Source organism: Marinobacterium zhoushanense (assembly GCF_014641945.1).
Taxonomy (GTDB): Bacteria; Pseudomonadota; Gammaproteobacteria; order Pseudomonadales; family Balneatricaceae; genus Marinobacterium_D; species Marinobacterium_D zhoushanense.
Genome location: NZ_BMIJ01000003.1, coordinates 401,679 through 421,324, shown reverse-complemented (window position 1 = coordinate 421,324; position 19,646 = coordinate 401,679). Strand labels below are relative to the sequence as shown.

The 19,646-nt window shown below is 57.9% G+C and carries 15 protein-coding genes; 8 read left to right on the top strand and 7 right to left on the bottom strand.

Annotated elements, in window-relative coordinates; translation table 11 throughout:
- From IEX40_RS09050 to xdhA, 6 genes are read right to left on the bottom strand one after another with little or no spacing between them, the layout of a single operon-like run.
- Positions 1 to 1,209 (bottom strand): urate hydroxylase PuuD, encoded by a 1,209-nt coding sequence (locus IEX40_RS09050; protein ID WP_229680665.1) that lies wholly within the window; start codon positions 1,207 to 1,209, stop codon positions 1 to 3.
- Entirely contained in the window at positions 1,209 to 2,513 is a 1,305-nt protein-coding gene (gene guaD, locus IEX40_RS09045; RefSeq protein WP_188747437.1) for a guanine deaminase, read from the bottom strand. Before guaD ends, IEX40_RS09050 begins: the two co-directional genes overlap by 1 nt.
- A complete protein-coding gene (gene uraD, locus IEX40_RS09040) occupies positions 2,503 to 3,012 on the bottom strand; it encodes a 2-oxo-4-hydroxy-4-carboxy-5-ureidoimidazoline decarboxylase (RefSeq protein ID WP_188747435.1) in 510 nt (169 codons plus the stop codon). Before uraD ends, guaD begins: the two co-directional genes overlap by 11 nt.
- Complete coding sequence (gene xdhC, locus IEX40_RS09035; protein ID WP_188747433.1) at positions 3,002 to 3,901, bottom strand: xanthine dehydrogenase accessory protein XdhC; 900 nt, start codon at positions 3,899 to 3,901, stop codon at positions 3,002 to 3,004. Before xdhC ends, uraD begins: the two co-directional genes overlap by 11 nt.
- A complete protein-coding gene (gene xdhB, locus IEX40_RS09030) occupies positions 3,898 to 6,267 on the bottom strand; it encodes a xanthine dehydrogenase molybdopterin binding subunit (protein ID WP_188747431.1) in 2,370 nt (789 codons plus the stop codon). Before xdhB ends, xdhC begins: the two co-directional genes overlap by 4 nt.
- Positions 6,260 to 7,705, bottom strand: a complete 1,446-nt coding sequence (xdhA, locus tag IEX40_RS09025; RefSeq protein ID WP_188747429.1) for a xanthine dehydrogenase small subunit — start codon at positions 7,703 to 7,705, stop codon at positions 6,260 to 6,262. Before xdhA ends, xdhB begins: the two co-directional genes overlap by 8 nt.
- Before the next feature lie 355 nt (positions 7,706 to 8,060).
- Between xdhA and IEX40_RS09020 the strand changes: the two genes are divergently transcribed.
- From IEX40_RS09020 to IEX40_RS08985, 8 genes are all read left to right on the top strand, one after another.
- Positions 8,061 to 9,614 (top strand): ABC transporter ATP-binding protein, encoded by a 1,554-nt coding sequence (locus tag IEX40_RS09020; protein ID WP_188747427.1) that lies wholly within the window; start codon positions 8,061 to 8,063, stop codon positions 9,612 to 9,614.
- Positions 9,615 to 9,636: 22 nt separating this feature from the next.
- Positions 9,637 to 10,743 (top strand): ABC transporter permease, encoded by a 1,107-nt coding sequence (locus IEX40_RS09015; protein ID WP_229680682.1) that lies wholly within the window; start codon positions 9,637 to 9,639, stop codon positions 10,741 to 10,743.
- Entirely contained in the window at positions 10,743 to 11,669 is a 927-nt protein-coding gene (locus tag IEX40_RS09010; RefSeq protein WP_188747423.1) for an ABC transporter permease, read from the top strand. Before IEX40_RS09015 ends, IEX40_RS09010 begins: the two co-directional genes overlap by 1 nt.
- A 205-nt stretch (positions 11,670 to 11,874) precedes the next feature.
- Positions 11,875 to 12,372 (top strand): xanthine phosphoribosyltransferase, encoded by a 498-nt coding sequence (gene gpt / locus IEX40_RS09005; RefSeq protein ID WP_188747421.1) that lies wholly within the window; start codon positions 11,875 to 11,877, stop codon positions 12,370 to 12,372.
- Between the two features lie 67 nt (positions 12,373 to 12,439).
- Positions 12,440 to 13,534 carry a BMP family ABC transporter substrate-binding protein gene (locus IEX40_RS09000; protein ID WP_188747419.1) on the top strand — a complete coding sequence of 365 codons (1,095 nt, stop codon included), beginning with the start codon at positions 12,440 to 12,442 and terminating at the stop codon, positions 13,532 to 13,534.
- A gap of 278 nt (positions 13,535 to 13,812) precedes the next feature.
- Positions 13,813 to 15,918, top strand: coding sequence for an ammonium transporter (amt, locus tag IEX40_RS08995; protein ID WP_188747417.1), 2,106 nt, complete (start codon positions 13,813 to 13,815; stop codon positions 15,916 to 15,918).
- A complete protein-coding gene (locus IEX40_RS08990) occupies positions 15,911 to 16,549 on the top strand; it encodes a LuxR C-terminal-related transcriptional regulator (RefSeq protein ID WP_188747415.1) in 639 nt (212 codons plus the stop codon). Before amt ends, IEX40_RS08990 begins: the two co-directional genes overlap by 8 nt.
- A 107-nt stretch (positions 16,550 to 16,656) precedes the next feature.
- Positions 16,657 to 16,983 carry a hypothetical protein gene (locus IEX40_RS08985; RefSeq protein WP_188747414.1) on the top strand — a complete coding sequence of 109 codons (327 nt, stop codon included), beginning with the start codon at positions 16,657 to 16,659 and terminating at the stop codon, positions 16,981 to 16,983.
- 177 nt (positions 16,984 to 17,160) lie between these two features.
- On the opposite strand, the gene IEX40_RS08980 is transcribed toward IEX40_RS08985, so the two are convergent.
- On the bottom strand, positions 17,161 to 19,530 hold the full coding sequence (locus tag IEX40_RS08980; protein WP_188747412.1) for a putative bifunctional diguanylate cyclase/phosphodiesterase: 2,370 nt from the start codon (positions 19,528 to 19,530) through the stop codon (positions 17,161 to 17,163).
- Between the last annotated feature and the right edge of the window lie 116 nt (positions 19,531 to 19,646).

The following is a 19,646-nucleotide window of genomic DNA, read 5'->3' as shown; positions in this document are numbered from 1 at the left end:
TTAATGCTGCTGGCGCTGACGGGCGATCCAACCGCCCAGTTTGGCCCTCTCCTCGTCCGTCATGCCGGTTTTGTTCATGAATGGCATGTCGTGCGTCAGTACCGCACGCGCCTCGATGCGGTCGATTAACCCCCTGACCTGATCCTCTCTGTCAAAGATGATGCCGGATGGCGCTGCGGTAAACACCTTATCCGTTGGTGTCGCGCTGTGGCAGGTAGCGCAGCGCTTCTGTACCAGCGCAACGGCCTCGGTATTCGTCAATGCCTCGCCTGAATTCGATATCGCTACCGGAGCCGGTCGCACCAGAATCAACAGTACACAAAACGCCAGCAGCGCGGAAACCAGGATCCAGGGCTTAACAATGCCACGGTGACGCAGGTTGAAGAAGTGGCGCGCCCAGCCGCCGATCAGAGCCAGCGCACCGAGGATCAGCCAGCCATACTCGTGGCCATAGGTCATGGGGTAGTGGTTGCTGAGCATGATGAACAGCACCGGCAGGGTCGCATAGTTGTTATGGGTTGAGCGCAGCTTGGCGATCAGCGCCGGCTTGGGATCCGGCTCGACGCCGCGTTTGACCGCCTCTACCAGTCCCCGTTGTGCCGGCATGATGCCAAGCAGCACATTACCCGCCATGCAGCTACCGATCAGCGCCCCGACATGGATGTAGGCAGCACGGGCACCAAAGAGCTGATTCAGGCCCCAGGCGAACAACGTAACCAGCACCAGCATGACCAGGCCGAAGGTCAGGCCGTGATTGATCAGTGGCGAGCGTACCGCCGCTTCGTAGATCAGAAAGCCGCCGAGCAGAGAACCGACGCCGATAGCGATCGCCTGCCACGGGGTTAGATCCGCCTTACTGGGGTCGATCAGATAACTGTTGGCACCGACGTAATAGAGCAGCGTCAGCAGCAGTGCGCCGGTGATCCAGGTGGAGTAGGCTTCCCACTTGAACCAGTGCAGGTGTTTGGGCATCGCCTCAGGTGCCAGGGTGTATTTGGCGATCTCATAGAACCCACCGCCGTGAATCGACCAGAGATCGCCCTTGATCCCTTTATCCTTTTTCCACTTCGGCGGTTCCTCAAGGGCGTTATCCAGCCAGACGAAATAGAACGACGCGCCTATCCAGGCGATGGCGGTGACCACGTGCAGGAACCGCAGCAGCAGGCTCAGCCAGTCAGACAGATAGGCGGTCAGTTGCGCATCGATCACTATACCTCCCTACTGTGGGCGACCTCACCCAGTATCCAGGTTCTGGCGATCGCTCGGTCGTCGCCCAGGGTGTTAAGCACGAACAGCATCTCAAACAGGCTGCGGCAGCGAGCGGTGCGGAACTTCAAGAACGGGGTCGCGTGAAGATCCAGCGCGACCAGGTCCGCTTCGCATCCGCTGCGGAAACTACCGATCTTATCTTCCAGGTCCAGCGCCCTGGCACCACCGAGCGTGGCCAGGTAGAGCGCGCGAAACGGATCGAGCTTACGCCCCCGCAATTGCTGAATCTTGTACGCATCGGCCAGCGTCTGCAGCATCGAAAAGCTGGTGCCGCCACCGACATCGGTACCCATGCCGATATTGACCCCCCGCTCCGTCAGCCGGTCCAGTTCGAACAGGCCGGAGCCCAGAAACAGGTTCGAGGTTGGGCAGTGCGCGATGGCCGCCCCGGTGTCGCTGAGCCGTTTGCAACTGTCATCGCAGAGATGAATCCCGTGCGCAAATACGCTGCGCCGGGTCAGCAGTCCGGCCCGATCATACACATCCAGGTAGTGTTTCGAATGCGGAAACAGTTCAGCCACCCAGGCGCACTCCTCCGGGTTTTCCGCCAGGTGGGTATGCAGGTAGAGGCCGGGGTGTTCGCGCAGCAGGCGACCCGCCAGCGCCAGTTGCCGGTCGCTGCTGGTCGGGGCAAAACGGGGTGTCACCGCGTACTGCAGGCGGTCGATCCCGTGCCAGCGCTGGATCAGCGCCTTGCTGTCCCGGTAGCTCTGCTCCGCCTCGTCACAGATATACTCGGGTGCGTTGCGGTCCATCATCACCTTGCCGGCGATCATACGCAACTTGCGCCGCTGCGCTTCGCTGAAGAAGGCATCGACCGATTCGGGGTGTACCGTGCCGAATACCAGCGCCGTCGTCGTGCCGTTACGCAGCAGTTCGTCGAGGAAGATGGTGGCGATTTCAGCGGCATAGTCCGGGTCGCTGAACTTGCTCTCGACCGGAAAGGTGTAGGTCTCCAGCCACTCGAGCAGGCGCTCGCCGTAGGCGGCCACCATCTCCGTCTGCGGGTAGTGGATATGGGTATCGATAAAGCCCGGCACCAAAAGGTGATGCTCGAGCACGTCAATCTCGGTTCCCCTTGGCAGATGCGGCAGCACCTGCTGTGCATCGTCAGCGAGCCTGATTCGCCCGCTCTCGATCCAGATGATGCCGTCTGCATGGTAGACCCAGGCGGCCTCCCCGGCCGTTGCTGGATCATCGACGAAGTAGAGTAGCTGGCCACGGATCGCTTTATCACTGCTCATCGAGCAACTGCTCCAGTCGCAGACGCGTAATTTTGGCCTGCTCGGCGGCAGCGATCGCCAGTTCGCTGATCAGATCATTGTCCAGGCGCTGGTTGAGCAGAGTTAACATCTCCTGTGCGGGTTTTCCGCTGGAACAGAGGATAAAGTTGAAGCCGAAACGGGCCTCATATTCCCGGTTGGCTTCGGCCAACGCGCTCAGCACCTGTTCACTGGCCTCGACGGCAGCTGACTGTTCAGCGGCGGCCTGCGTTTTGCTATCGGCATACCAGGCCTGCAAGGATGCAAGGTCACCACTCTTGGGGTGCCCTTCGAACGCCTCAAGATAATCGGGCATCGACAGTTCCGACCAGATACGCGCGGCGCTGTCATAGAGCGCATCACCTGTCGCAAAGGGCCTCGCAGCCTCCATCCCTTCAAGCCAGCGGGTGCTGACGCAGCACCGGCGCAGGGTATCAATACAGGCCTCGGGGCCAAGCTGATTAAGCTGTTCAAGTGTCATTCCGATTCCTGGTTGATATCGAATCTGATTGAGTGTTGTTTGGATCAGCCGAGTCAGCATCCAGAGCCAATAGGGACTGCAGTTGTCGCCACTCGACGCCGGAGCGCTTGGGTGTCGCCGCGATGCGCGACTGGTAGTGAGAGATCAGTTGCGCCGCGATCGAAACCGCAACCTCCATCGGTCTTTTGCCGCCTATCTCCGGCATTCCCACGGGGCAGATCATCTGCTCGATCTGCGCTTCGGAAAAGCCGCGATGGGCCAGTCGCTGGCGGAAACGGCGTGCCTTGGTTTCTGAACCGATCACGCCCAGATAGCCGACATCGCCCCGATTCAGCGCCGCCTCGGTCAGCTCAAAGTCGAGCTGGTGGTTGTGGGTCAGCACCAGTATCCAGTGCCCCGGAGCGGCCTGCTCTATCTCTTCGACTGGATCATCGTTGATGCTGATGGTAACGCGCTCCGGCGGCGGTGACGGGAACTCCTGTTCACGGCTATCGACCCAGCGGATCCTCAGCGGCAGCTCGGCCAGAATCGGCACCAGTGCCTTCGCCACATGTCCCGCGCCGAACACCAGCAGCGAGTTTCCGCGAGCGGCGAAGTGCTCGAACAGTACCGAAACCTGACCGCCGCAGCATTGGCCCAGGCTTGCACCCAGAGGGTATTGCTCGAGGCTTTGACTGTCGCTATCGGTGCAGAGCAGTTCGCGGGCATGGCCGATCACCTGAAACTCCAGATTGCCGCCACCGATGGTGTCGAAGCTGTGTTCCGCGGTGACGATCATCTTGCTGCCACTCTCCCTTGGTGTAGAGCCGCGAGTGCCGATCAGCGTGACCATGACATAGGCTTCACCCTTGCGCTGCAGCTCTGCCAGCGCTTCGCCCCAACTGATCATGGCTCTCCTCCATCGGCTTGCTTCAGGCCTCCGCTGCTTGCGTCACGGGTGGCCATAACTGCGCGCAACACCCGTTCCGGGGTTGCGGGCGTGTCCAGGTCCGGACTGATACGGTAATCGGCCAGGCTCGATATGGCATCACGCAGTGCCGACCAGACCGATATCGCCAGCATGAACGGGGGCTCACCCACCGCCTTGGAGTTATAGATGGTCTCCTCCGCATTGTCGCGCTTGAACAGTTCGACCTTGAACCGGGGGGGCGTATCGCTGATCGCCGGAATCTTGTAGTTGGCCGGACTGTTGCTGACCAGCTGCCCCTGCGCATTCCATTTCAGCTCCTCGGTGGTCAGCCAACCCATACCCTGGATGAAGCCGCCCTCGATCTGGCCTATATCCACTGCCGGGTTCAGGCTACGCCCCACATCGTGCAGGATGTCGACGGCCAGTACCCGGTACTCTCCGGTCAGCGTATCGATCACCACCTCGGAAACGGCAGCGCCGTTGGCGAAATAGAAGAATGGCCGGCCTTTAGCCTGTTCACGGTCATACCAGATCTTCGGCGTACGGTAGTAGCCGGTGGCCGACAGCGATACCCGGTTCAGATAGGCAAGCTCAGCGGCCTCGGTGAAGCTGATCGAGTCACTGTCGCTCCAGTGCACCCGGTTGTTGTCAAAACGTACAGCGCCGATTTCGGCGCCCTTCTGTTCTGCGACGCAGAGTGCGATCCGCTGTTTCAGCTCCAATGCCGCATTACGTGCCGCCTGTCCGTTTAGATCGGTACCGCTGGATGCAGCGGTCGGTGAGGTATTGGGTACCTTATCGGTACGGGTCGCCGTGATCTGGATCCGCTCCGGCGCCACCGACAGCGTCTCTGCCACAATCTGTAACACCTTGGTATGCAGTCCCTGCCCCATCTCCGTGCCGCCGTGATTCAGCTGGATGCTGCCATCGGTATAGATATGCAGTAAAGCCCCGGCCTGATTCAGGTGCTGCACGGTGAAGGAGATGCCGAACTTCACCGGCGTCAACGCCAACCCCCGCTTAAGTACCGGGTTGGACCGGTTCCACTCGCGTATCTCGTTGCGCCGTTGACGGTAGTCACTGCTTACCTCCAGCTGCTCGATCAGCTCCGGCAGCAGGTTGTGCTCGACCTGTTGATGATAGGGCGTCAGATCCCGCCCGGGTCCGCCGTACAGGTTAAGCTTGCGCACATCCAGCGGGTCCCGGCCCACCGTTCTGGCGATATCGTCCATGGCGCGCTCGATGATCATCATCCCCTGCGGTCCACCGAAGCCACGAAATGCGGTGTGGGATACGGTATGGGTCATGCAGCGGTGACCATCGATGCGGACCGCCGGAATATAGTAGGCGTTATCGGCGTGAAACATGGCACGATCGACAATCGCATCCGACAGATCGGGTGAATGCCCGCAGTTGCCGGTGACCGTGATCTGTGCACCGAGCAGACGTCCCTGCAGGTCAAAGCCGATCCGATACCGGTTGTAGAACGGGTGGCGTTTGCCGGTCATCGGCATGTCATCGCAACGCGGCAACCGCAGTTTGACCGCTTTTCCCGTGCTACTGGCCAGTAACGCGGCCAGACAGGCCCAAGGTGCTGCCTGGGTCTCCTTGCCGCCGAAGCCTCCGCCCATACGGCGCATATCGACCGTTATACGGTTGACCGGCACGTTAAGCACCTCGGCCACCAACTTCTGCACCTCGCTGGGGTGCTGGGTGGAGCTGTACACCAGCATACCGCCATCCTCGGCCGGTACCGCTAACGCCGCCTGGCCCTCGAGGTAGAAATGCTCCTGGCCGCCCAGATGCTGCTCGGCGTCCAGCCTTAGCGGCGCGTCGTCAACCGCGGCAGGCGCGTCACCCCGCTGCATTCTATGAGAGGGCCGCACGAACGCCTGCTCTTGCAGTGCCCGTGTCACATCGAGCAAAGGTTCACGGGCTTCGTATTCGATCACGGCACGCTGCACCGCGCGACGCGCCTGGAGTTCAGTCGTTGCGGCGACAACAAATATCGGCTGCCCCACGAAACGAATTTCGTCTGCCGTTAACAGCGGGTCGCCGGGGAATACCGGACCGATATCGGTGTGTCCGGGGATATCGGAAAGCTCCAGCAGGTCGACCACTCCCTCGCTGGCCCATACGCCGCTGAGATCAAGCGAACGAATATGGCCACGCGAGATGCTGGAGACGCCAACCGCTGCATACAGGGTATCGCGTGGCTCGACAATATCGTCCACATAAGTGGCCTGTCCGGAGACATGCTTGGTCGCACTTTCGTGCGCGCGCGGCAGGCCTGTCGCGCCGGTGGTGTTCGTCGTGCTGTCGGTCAGGGGTGCGGAATCATGCATACTGAACCACCTCCAGGGGCTGGCCAGTAAAGCGCTGGTCCTGCTCCAGTACCGCTCTTAATAGCAGGTTACGGGCAACGATAAGCCGATACTCGGCGGTTGCGCGTACATCATCGATAGGGGAAAAGTCCTGCGCCAGCGCCTGCTGCGCGGCCCTTACGCCATTCTCGGTAAACGGCTGCCCGATCAGCGCCCGCTCCGCATTAAGCGCTCGGGCAGGTACCGCGGCCATACCGCCGAAACCCAGGCGCGCGTCGGTCACCACCCCCTGCTCCAACCTCAGGTTGAATGCTGCACAAACCGCCGAGATATCGTCATCCAGGCGTTTGGAGACCTTGAACACTTTCAGCAGACGATCTTGCTGCAGTGGGATCTCGATCTGTTCGATGAACGCGCTCGTTGGCAGCGCGGTCTGCCGGTAGCCGGTAAAGAAGTCATCGATCTCGATCGCCTGGCATCGGTTACCACTACGCACGTGCAGCTTTGCCCCCAGGGCCAGCAGTACCGGGGGTGTATCGCCAATCGGCGAGGCATTGGCGACGTTACCGGCTAACGTACCCTGATTACGGATCTGCAGGGAGCCGAGGCGGTCGAGCAGCAGACCGAACTCTGGATAGTGTCGTTTAAGCTGAGGTTCAAGCCGGCTGTAACTGACGGCTCCGCCGATCTGCAGGCAGTGCTCCGTCTCATGAATCGTATTGAGCTCGGCCACAGCTCCGGTATAGATCAACACTGCTGGCTGCTTAAGTTGCTGGGTAACGCTCAACGCCAGATCGGTACCACCGGCAACCAGCTGTGCCTCGGGGTAAGCCTGTAGCAGCGCGACCAGCTCATCACAGGTCGCGGGTAGAAAGAAACGGCGATCGCCAAGCTGCAGAGACCCGTTCGGATTGTCGTTGCGGATCTTGCGCAGCCTTGCACTGGTGGCGGATTCAAGCGACGAGAAAACGTCCTCGCCGCCCTGGCCAGACAGGCTCAGTGCGGCATCAATAATCGGGCGATAGCCGGTACAGCGGCACAGGTTGCCGGCCAATGCCCGCTCGATATCGCCGTACGCAGGCGAGGCGGTGGACTTATACAGGGCGAACATCGACATGATGAAACCGGGTGTACAGAAACCACATTGGGAGCCGTGCAGGTCGACCATCGCCTGCTGCACCGGATGCAGCCGGCCACTACTCTCCAGATGCTCCACCGTCAGCAGCTGTTTGCCATGCAGAGTACCAACAAAGGTGATGCAGCTGTTCAGCGTCGAATAGCGCAGTCGCTCCCCTTCGGGTTCCGCCACAACCACGGTACAGGCGCCACAATCACCTGACGCGCACCCCTCTTTGGTGCCCCTGCGCACCAATACCGTGCGCAGATACTCAAGAATCGTCAGTTCCGGGGAACACTCATCAAGGACAACTTCCTGCTCATTGAATAGAAAGCGGATCATCTGGACTGGTCTCTTCCCGATTGAAAAAAATGCTCAGGTATCTGCTGATGAGCGCGCACTAAATGCCTGTTTATATACTAGTTTATAGTTGAGTCTAACGCGCCCCGCCGGTTTGCGTCAGAAGTGGAGTCATTCGCGTTAAAGGCCGGTATAATTCGCATCGTAAAAATTGTCCGGCTAGTCAGGTATCGCGAGCCTTTGCATCAAGCCTGCCACTGCTTACCGTTTAGCGGGATAAAGAGTCCGACAAAAATAAACATGACCACATGGTCAGCTTTTTGCATACGAGAGAGCGCGCAATCCGTCATCACATGAAGGCAAGGGGCGTGTACGTTGAATCAGAAGAGCGGAGTCCATGGCTGAACCACATATTACCCCTCCCCGTCTGACGCTGCGCGGGATTACCAAGACCTATCCAGGCTGCGTCGCCAACGATGCCATAGATCTCAGCATCGAAGCGGCTGAAATTCATGCCCTGCTGGGTGAGAACGGAGCCGGTAAAAGCACCTTGATGAAGGTGATTTACGGTCTGGTCAAACCCGACCAGGGCGAACTGCTCTGGGATGGTCTGCCGATCGATGTCCGTGACCCGGCTCATGCACGCAAACTGGGTATCGGCATGGTGTTTCAGCATTTCTCCCTGTTCGAGACATTGACCGTAACCGAAAACATCGCGCTGGCCCTGGGTGAGGATGCCGGTGATCTGCCCTCTCTGGCCGAGCGGATCAGCGCGGTATCGCAGAAGTATGGCATGGCACTGAACCCCGATCGCGAGGTACACACACTATCTGTTGGCGAGCGTCAACGGGTCGAGATCGTGCGCTGTCTGGTGCAACCGATCAAGCTGCTGATACTCGACGAACCCACCTCCGTGCTGACGCCGCAGGAGGTGGAGACACTCTTCGTGACCCTGCGCCAGCTGGCCGAAGAGGGTTGTTCCATCCTCTTTATCAGCCACAAGCTCAACGAAGTACGGGCACTCTGCCACCGCGCCACCATTCTGCGCGCAGGCAGGGTCTCCGGCGAGTGTGTACCAACCGAGGAGAGCTCCGAAAGCCTGGCTCGCATGATGGTCGGCGATGATACACCGATCAGCACCGACTATCCCAAGGTGCAGGGGCAGGAGCCCTTCCTCCAGGTCAGAGGGCTGACCCGGCTCAGCGACGATCCGTTCGGTGTCGACCTGCAAGCGATCAGTTTTGATGTCCAGGCTGGTGAGATCCTCGGCATCGCCGGTGTAGCCGGTAACGGGCAGGAGGAGCTGCTCGGGGCGCTCAGCGGTGAAGACGAGGTCGATAACCATGATGCGATCCACTTTCCGCACGGCGCAGTGGGGCACCTGTCGCCACGCGAGCGCCGTGCTGCAGGCATGGCATTCGTGCCCGAGGAGCGGCTTGGTCGTGGCGCGGTGCCGGATATGAGCCTTAAAGATAATGCCTTGCTTACCGGATTTTTGACGGGTCTGGTCAAACGCGGGCTGATCGCTCACGGCAAGACCCGTGATTTTGCCGAGCAGATTATCGAACGCTACCGCGTCAAGACACCGGGCACGGAAACCCATGCCGCCAGCCTCTCCGGTGGCAACCTGCAAAAATTCATTATTGGACGGGAAATCATGCAACAGCCCAAGCTGTTGATCGCGGCCCACCCGACCTGGGGTGTGGATATCGGTGCTGCAACGGCGATTCACAAGGCGCTGATCGAGCTCCGCGACCAGGGCGCCGCCATTCTCGTGGTGTCCGAGGATATCGATGAGCTGTTTCAGATCTCGGACCGTATCGGTGCCCTGTGCCATGGCCGCCTGTCGCCGATCAAAGCCACACCGCAAACCAGTATCAATGAGGTCGGACGCTGGATGGCCGGCGATTTCAGCGAGCCCCAGGCAACAGCTGAAACCATCAGTGCATGAGCAGCGGCCAAGAGGATAGATGATGATCAAACTGGAACCCCGTGGCCAACACTCCAAGCTGATGGCCTGGCTGTCGCCGATTCTCGCCGGCGTGCTGACACTTATCAGCGGTGCCATTCTGTTCGCGCTGCTCGGCCAGGACCCGATCGAGGCGCTGCATACCCTGCTGATCCTGCCAGTAGCGGATCTGTATGGTATCTCTGAGCTGTTCGTCAAGGCAGCGCCGATCCTGCTCTGTGCCATCGGGCTGTCGGTGGTATTCAAAGCCAAAGTGTGGAACATCGGCGCTGAGGGACAGCTGCTGATGGGCGGTCTGATCGGTAGTGCCTGTGCACTGCAGTTGATCGACGCCGAAGGATTCTGGGTGCTGCCGATAGTTTTGCTCAGTGGCATGCTCGGCGGCGCGCTCTGGGCGGCGCTGGCGGCCTGGCTTAAGACCCACTTCAACGCCAACGAGATCCTGACCACGATCATGCTCAACTATATCGCGTTGAACCTGCTGATCTGGGCGGTGCACGGTCCCTTAAAAGACCCGGAGGGGTTCAACTTCCCGGAATCGGCCATGTTCTCCGATTCGGCTCTGCTACCGACACTGGTCGAGGGCACCCGTGTCCATTACGGCATGCTGTTCGCGCTGCTTGCATTGGTCGCGATATGGGTACTGCTGAGTCGCTCCTTTTTAGGCTTTCAGATCAAGGTATTGGGTTTGGATGCCAGAGCGGCCCGGCTGGCCGGCTTTCGTGAAAAACGCCTGACCTGGATAGCGCTACTGATCAGCGGTGCCCTGGCTGGTCTGGCCGGCGTCGGTGAGGTTACCGGCCCGCTCGGTCAATTGGTGCCGCAGATCTCGCCAGGCTACGGTTATGCGGCGATCATCGTAGCCTTTCTCGGTCGGCTGCAGCCGTTCGGCATCCTGCTGGCCGGATTGCTGATGGCGCTGATCTACATGGGCGGCGAGATGGCACAGATCAATCTCGGTCTGCCGATTGCGCTGACCGGCCTGTTTCAAGGCATGCTGCTGTTCTACCTACTCGCCTGCGATGTCCTGATCAACTTCCGTATCCGAATTCCGGCACTGGCGAAACCGGTAGCCGACACCATCGCCATCCAAGAGGAGGCTGCTCGCTGATGGATATCGATCTGCTTTCCAACATTCTCTACGCGATGGTACGAACCGGCACGCCTCTGCTGCTAGTGGCGCTCGGCGAACTGGTCTGCGAAAAGAGCGGTGTGCTCAACCTGGGGCAGGAGGGGATGCTGCTGATGGGTGCCGTGGTGGGATTCGTCGCCGCGCTGCTCAGCGGTAGCCTGATGCTCGGTTTCCTGCTGGCGATCCTCGCCGGTGTGGCGATGTCTCTGCTGTTCGGTCTGATCGCCCTGGGCTTTAGCGCCAACCAGGTTGCTACGGGCCTAGCCCTGACCATCTTCGGTACCGGGCTATCTGCGTTTATCGGCAGCGAGTTCGTCGGCAAGCCGATCGACGGGTTGGACCCGATCGCCCTGCCCCTGCTCAGTGAGATCCCCTTGATCGGCAAAATGCTGTTTGCCCAGGATCCGGTGGTCTACCTGTCGTTCGCGCTGTTTATCGCCGTGTACTGGTTCTTCCGCTCCTCACGCCCGGGACTGGTGGTAAAAGCGGTGGGTGAAAACCCTCACGCGGCCAATGCCATAGGTCTGCCGGTGATGCGCACCCGCTACCTGGCGGTAATGTTCGGCGGCGCCATGGCGGGCCTCGCAGGTGGCTACCTGTCGATCGCCTACACTCCCCTCTGGGTGGAAAACATGAGCGCCGGGCGCGGCTGGATCGCACTGGCACTGGTGGTGTTTGCCAGTTGGAAGGTGGAGCGTGTACTGCTCGGTGCCTGGCTGTTCGGCCTGGCCAGTATTCTGCACTTGGTATTCCAGGGGCTGGGATTCTCTATCTCTTCCAATCTTCTGGCGATACTGCCCTACGCTGCGACCATCCTGGTATTGGTGTTGTTGTCGCGTAACCAGATCAGGGCGCGGCTGCTGGCTCCGATCTCGCTGGGCAAACCCTTCCATGCCAGCAGTTGAGATATAGCACCATTCAGATAAAGAGCGGCTGAGGAAAAGGTTAGTCACCTATGAGCAAGGCACAACGTCTCTGGATAGCAGTACCTAACGCCAAGGATCGGGACAACTCCGGCCGTCTGGCGGCACAGGGGGTAGCAGCAATCTCAGTAGCATTATTTGACCACTTGGTTAGTATTTGTCGTTTTCAGCTTCAAGGAGAAACAAGATGACCCATCCCTACCACATGGATTTCCCGGTGTCCTGGGAGGAGCTTCATCGCAACGCCCGCGCCCTGTCACTGCGTCTGCTCGACAAGGGGCCGTGGAAAGGGATCATTGCCATTACACGCGGCGGGCTGGTGCCTGCTGCGATCCTTGCTCGCGAAATGGATATCCGTTTGATCGACACGGTCTGTGTAACCAGCTACGGCAAAAGCGACGACGCCGGCACTGAAGCCAGCCAGGGCGAGCTGAATGTTCTCAAGTCGGTTGAGGGCGACGGTGAGGGTATGCTGCTGGTCGATGATCTGGTGGATACGGGTAAAACCGCCAAGTACGTTCGTGAGATGTTGCCCAAAGCGCACTTCGCCACACTCTACGCCAAGCCCGCCGGCAAACCGCTGGTGGACACTTTTATCACCGAGGTGAGTCAGGACACCTGGATCCGCTTCCCTTGGGACATGGCGTATACCTTCGTCACTCCACTGGCTGATCGCGAAAAATAGACACTGTTTCTTAACATATCCCAAAGCCGCTCGGCGGTAGATAGCTCAACGCAAAGGAGATCGCTGCATGAAACGTCGTCAATTCAATAAACTGCTGACCGGCATCGCCGCAGGCATAGGACTGGGTACAGCACTGCTCAGCGGACAGGTAGCGGCAGAAGAGCCGCTCAAGATCGGCTTTGTCTATGTCGGCCCGATCGGTGATCACGGCTGGTCCTATCAGCACGACCAGGGGCGTCTGGCGGTAGAGGAGCATTTCGGCGATAAGGTGAAAACCACGTACGTCGAGAACGTTCCCGAAGGCGCCGATGCCGAACGGGTGATTCGCAACCTGGCCCAGAGCGGACATGAGCTGATCTTCACCACCTCTTTCGGCTTCATGAACCCGACGGTGAAAGTGGCCAAGCAGTATCCCAAAGTGAAGTTTGAGCACGCCACCGGCTACAAGTTAAGCAAGAATCTGGCGACCTACATCGGTAAAACCTACGAAGGGCGCTACGTGGCCGGCTACGTAGCCTCTCAGATGACCAAGAGCAACAAGATCGGCTATATCGCCTCCTTCCCGATTCCGGAGGTTATCCGCGATATCAACGCCGTACAGCTGGCGCTGAACAAATACAACCCGGAGGCCGAACTGAAGATTATCTGGGTCAACAGCTGGTTCGATCCGGGCAAAGAGGCCGATGCCGCCAACGCGATGATGGACCAGGGCGTGGATGTCATCCTGCAGCATACCGACAGCCCGGCCGCAATGCAGGCCGCGGAACGGCGCGGCAAGTTCGCTGTTGGCCAGGCATCCGATATGTCGGGCTTTGGTCCTAATGCGCACCTGCTGTCGGTTATCGATGACTGGGCCCCTCACTATATCGCTGAAACCCAGAAGGTGATGGACGGAAGCTGGGAGAGCGCTCCGATGGTGGAAGGGATGGCGGAAGGCGCGATCGTGATCCCCTCATTCAACGAAGCGATCCCGGCCGACGTCGTGGCCAAGGCAGAGGAGCTGATTGCCGGTATCAAGGATGGCAGCGTTCATCCCTTCGCAGGACCGATCAATAACCAGGCCGGCGAGCTCAAGGTGGCCGAGGGTGAGGTACTGAGCTGGGAAGAGCTGGAAAAGATGAACTGGTACGTTGAAGGCGTTAACGGTGAACTGCCGAAATAATACCGGCGACCACCGCACTGCCTGAACCACCGAAAAAGAGGGCTGCAATCCGCAGCCCTCTTTCGTTCCTTGCCGCCGCATCCCCAGTGCCAGATCGCCAGTACGTCGCCACCTATCGACAGAAATGCATAATGCAACAGTGTTTGAGTACTACAGCTCATCTTAATCTTAACCACTCACATTACAGGGTTAAAAAGGGTCTACACTGATGCTCTGGGTACAGCCACCTGCATTCTAGGGGGATGACCACAACAGGGGTGTTCAGGGAACGATTCAAGATGGCGATCGACGACATCGATGTATTCTGGGTACTGCTTTGTGCCTGTCTCGTCTGGATCATGCAAGCTGGCTTCCTCTGCCTGGAAACCGGTCTGACGCGATCAAAGAACAACATTAACGTTGCACTGAAGAATATCTGCGATAACGCCACCTCCATCTTTTTGTTTTGGCTGGTCGGTTTCTCTATCGCCTTTGGAGCCCCTTTTACCGCCCCTTTCGCAGTCTCGGGTAACTTCTACCTGTTTCAATCGACGGACAACCATCTCAACGCGTTCTTCGTGTTTCAGGCCGTGTTCTGTAGCACCTGCTGCACCATTGTGTCGGGTGCGGCTGCCGAACGCCTGCGATTTATCATGTACCCGGTATTGGTGACGATAATCGCCGGTCTGATCTACCCCGTCGCCGTCAACGCCGGCTGGGGCGGATTGTTGATTCACAACGGTGAAGGCTTTCTCGTGGACCTGGGGTTCTATGATTTTGCAGGCTCTTCGATCGTGCATTCCACCGGCGGCTGGGTAGCACTGGCATTGGTGATCATCGTTGGCCCCCGAATCGGGCGCTTCGGCCGGGATGGTCAGGTGCGCCAGATCCAGGGCAGCAATCTGACGCTTTCATCTCTAGGCGTGTTGATTCTCTGGTTCGGCTGGATGGGCTTCAACGGTGGCAGTGCCTATAACTTCAGTTCGGATATCGGAATTATTCTCAGCAATACCCTGATCGCCGGTTCCGCCTCGCTGGTTATCACCCTGTTGATCATAAGCCAGCGCAGTGGATCGCCTTCAGCAGAGGATCTGTTCAATGGCGCCCTCGGTGGTTTGGTGGGAATCACTGCTTCGGCAAACTGCGTGTCGTCCCTCGAAGCTGTGCTGATCGGAGCGGGTTCTGCATTAAGCGCCCTACTGGCCTCGCGGCTGCTGCTGCGTTTTAAAATCGACGATGTGGTCGGAGCAGTGCCGGTTCACCTCGCTGCCGGGATCTGGGGTACGTTGGCTGTGGGGCTGTTTGGCGATCTGGAGATCATAGCCAGCGACCTGTCCCGGCTGGAGCAGATTCAGGCTCAACTGATGGGCATCCTGTTTATTGCCGTTTGGGCGTTCGGAACATCCTACCTGTTCATCAGCGCGATAAACCGTGTATTCCCCTTCCGTGTGCCGCGTGAAGATGAGAGTGTCGGTCTCAATATCAGTGAGCATGGCGCGAGTTCCGAGCTGTACGAGCTAATCGCGTTTATGAAGTACCAGTCCGATACCGGCAATATGTCGAGCGATGCGCCCACCGACCAGTTCACCGAAACGGGCATTATCGGCATGGCCTACAACCATGTCATGGACACGCTTAGGATCAAGGAGGAACGGCTGCGGGAGTCCAATACTTTGCTCGAGGCTGCCAATGAGGAGCTGCGCGCCTACGATCACCTGGTCGCACACGACCTGAAGAACCCGCTTTCTGTGATCCACTCCTATGCCGCAATGATCGAGGCGGATGGTGAAAACCACCAGGCGCGGCAGCAGTACGTAGCGCGGATACGGCGATCATCTGAAGATGCGTTACAGATTATTCGCGAGCTGCTGAATTTCGCCAGAGCCAGTAACGAAATAGACCAGGCGGAATCGATCGATCTGCAAGAGTTGATCTACAACACCAAAATTCAGTTAGATGCGTTGATTGCAGAGCGCAAACCTCAGTTTGATATCCAGTGCAGCAAGCGAACGCTGTGGTTCAACAGCTTTGCTCTTCAGCAGGTCTTGGTCAACCTGGTCAGCAATGCGATCAAATACACACCGGAAGATGAGCAGCCGCAGGTCACGATCCGAAGTCGGCAGGAGGGCGATTACGACCTGGTAGAGGTGGAGGATAGGGGCATCGGTATCCCCAAAGAGCAACTGACTAAACTGTTCGAAAAGCACTCGCGACTGCATTCGGCCAATACCAGACGCTCAGGATATGGTCTGGGTCTCTACCATGTGCGCAAGTTGATTCGAGCCGGAGGGGGCGAGATAGACGTACATTCAGAACCGGAGGTAGGCTGCTGTTTTACCTTGCGGCTGAAGTGTGCACCACCATCACAAGCACAGCAGGACCTGCCCGAGGCGGAGAATGGATAGAATACTCCTACTCGAAGATTACGAAGAGTCCCGCGTGCTGCTGCAGATAGCTCTGCAACGGGCGTTCGGCTCGGTAACAGTAGACTGTGCCGCGTCTTTGGGCGAAGCGCGGCAGCTACTTAAACAGTCGACCTACGGGCTGGCAATACTGGACCTCAATCTGCCCGATGGTTGCGGCATCGAGATACTGGAGCTCATTACCCGGGAGCATGACTCGACAATCTGCATCATTGCCACGATTGCAGATGACGACGAAAGTCTGCTGGATTCACTGCGCAACGGCGCTAAGGGATACCTGCTGAAAACGGAGTCTCCGGTAGAGCTGGCTGGCCATCTACAAGGTCTACTTGAGGGCCAGTTACCGCTATCGCCTCGGATGGCCAGCCGTGTAATCAACTACTTCAACACCAACGGTAGTCGCAAAAAGCCACTTGAAGCGCATCTGACGGAGCGGGAGAAGGAGGTTCTGACACTTATTGCTAAAGGCGCATCGCGCAAGGCGATCGCGCGCGCGCTCGACATCTCGATAAACACCACCAACGACCACATCAAATCGATCTACCGCAAGCTCAAGGTAACTTCACGGGTCGAAGCCACACGTATCGCGATAGATCACGGGCTTTCCGACTGACGGTCCCCCTAATCCCCTACCCCCTATTTTAGGGATGGTTGCCCCCGGATCCGACTTCTACGCTTAAACCCGATGCAGACACAATAAATACACTGAGGGGCACAATCATGAGTACTATGATCCTGCATGGCCGTTGGTACGCGATTGAGGGAATCCTGGCAGCGGCTGCTGCTGTTCTTTGTGTAGCTATCCTTCTTCCCACCGAGAACCGCTTTGGTGATGAGACACTGACGGATGACGCTATTTCGACGGAACAGACACGCCGGGGAAACCGTATGACAGTCGATATTCCGACTGAACTCAATACGGAAAGCAGGCTAGCGCTGAATGGAGATCGGTCAGGCGAGTTGCGGCGTGTTCGGGCAGAAACGGAGGCTAGTAAGATGAGTGCCGATATACGTACCTACTCTGACGGACGCAACCGTATCGAATAAGATATTAGCGCAACAGTATGGCTATGATTTAACTAAAATGAACTATTGCTAATGATAGTGATTCGCATTACCATGATCGTGCTTTGACAGGCTTCACCGGAAACACAGGTGTCTCAATATCCTGTTTCTCCGGTAAACACGGCATTACTGCCTGCCCAATTTGGGTAGGCTTTTTTTTTAGCTAGCCGAGGTCGCCTGATATGAACCGGGCAGATACTGTGTTGTGAACTGGTGGGCAGGCAGGGGTTTCGAAAAATGGTAGCCCTGCCCCATCTGACAGCGCATACCTTTCAGTATCTCCATCTGTTGCGCGGTCTCGATTCCCTCGCAAATGACCCTCAGGTTCAGTGACCGGCTCATGGTGATGATCGCTGTGACCAGAGCACGGTGCGTCTTGTTACTTTCAATATCGGTTACGAATGACCGGTCGATCTTCAGGATATCCAACGGGAACTTCTGCAAGTAACTGAGAGAGGAGTATCCCGTGCCGAAATCATCGATAGACAGCAAGCAACCGAGACGTTTCAGCCTGTTCATCACCTCCAGGGTATGATCAGTGTGATGCATCAGCATCGATTCGGTTATCTCGAGTATCAGGTATCCCGGCCTGATCCGGTAACGGCTGAGCAGGTTTTCCAGAGTACGGACAAAACGGTAATCCTGTAACTGCTTGCCAGACACATTGATCGACAGATAGATCGCGCTGGCATGCTCCCGGTGCCAGATACTGAGCTGACGAAGTCCCTCCTCGAGCACCCACTCACCGAGCTGTACAATCAGTCCGGTTTCCTCGGCGATATCGATAAACTCACCCGGGGCCATAAGTCCGCGTTCTGGATGCCGTAACCGCACCAACGCCTCGGCTCCTACAATCATTTGATGCCCCATCGACACTACGGGCTGATAGTGCAGTTCAAAATGCCCCTCGAGTAACGACTCACGTATCATCGATTCGATATTTACCCGGTGCAGGGTGCGTTGCTCATCTTCAGGAACGAAAATACACGCCCGTCCCCGACCTTCCGACTTGGCGCGGTACATAGCGAGATCGGCGCTCTTGAGCAAGGTATCGGGCGTGCTGCACTCTCCGCGATTGATCGCGATACCAACCGATGCCGATATATGCATGGTGCACTGATCGATCAGGAACGAGCCCTCCAGCTCCTTGATCAGCTGTAGTGCCAGTTGAATCAGCGACTCTTCATCGGTGTTTCCATGAACCAGGACCGCAAACTCATCGCCACCGAGCCTGGCTACGAAATCGCCACCTGGCAGTGAGGCTTGAATGCGTTTGCCGGCGGCGGTGAGCAGTTTGTCCCCGGTATGATGTCCGTGGGTGTCGTTAACGTACTTGAACCTGTCCAGATCGACGAACAGTAGTGCCAGCCCCTCCTCACGAATCTCCTCGACTGACAGCTGTTCATCCAGCAACAGTTTGAAGAAATGGCGGTTGGGCAGCCCGGTCAACGCATCGAAGTTAGCCTGGCGCTCTATGGTACTCAGTGCTTCATCCAGACTGGTGATATCGGTCATCACCCCAAGGGCGCCCAGACCATCCGGGCGCGGTGTCGCATCGATACGCATGGAGTGAATTTCACCATCCGCATTGAGGATTTTCAGGTATGCCTGGGCGGTCTGTCGCGTGGATATCTCCACCAACAGATGATCGATACGCGGTCTTTCGCTGGCCTCACACACCAGGGCTCTCAATGGCTGGCCGACAATATTGTCGCTCGCGTAGCCCAAATGGCTGAGAAAGTGCTCGCTGGCACTGTCGATCACCCCGGTAGGCGAAAGGCTGAACAGCAGGGCCGGAGTCTGGTTATAGAGATGGCGATAGCGGGACTCGCTCTCTTTCAAAGACCGATGTTTTCTATCGACCTCTTCGAGAAGTTCATTGTAAGCCTTGATAATGATACCGAACTCATCGTTGGGCAGCCGATCACTCACCCGCACGAACTCGCCGCTCTCGCGGGATCGGCGTATGGAGTTCAACAGGTTCTGCAGAGGACGGTTGACTACCCGCATCTGAAATATGAGCAACGACAGGACAATTGTTGCGATTATCAGGAACAGGGTTAGCAGGCTATCTCTGATTCGCTCATGCTGCTGCTGGTAGAAGCTCTCCGCGCCGACTTCCACCACCAACCAGCCGGCTTCCGTATCAAAATCTTGCGTTTTGATAGGTACCACGATGCGGCTTTCGACCTGCACCCGGCCATACTCTTCAGATTCACTACTGGCGACGGAGTGTACTTCGGCATCGAGAACCTCCACTCTCAGAACATCGGGATCGTTCCTGATCAGTTCAAGCAAGCCAAGCACTTGGCGTCCGTCTTCCCGAACGACCGGATCGAACAATACGTCTGCATAGGTTTGGAGCGAGCTAAATCTATCGTCGAGCTCGTAACGAAACGCATCACGCGCTGTGTAATTGGTGTACAAAAAGCTCGCGCCCAGGGCGAGGATGATGCAGCCGATCAGCAATAACGAGAGCTTGCTATGAGCTGAGAGATAGCGATGTAAACGAGGGGGATTAACTGCCATTGCCGGCCCCTCCAGTAACTGGCAGGCTCCGGCTCGCAACACTCTCTGATGTCGCAAAGTGGCGGTGGTAATAACCGCAACGGTCCTGTATCGACGGCAGAACTCCAGCTGAAAGC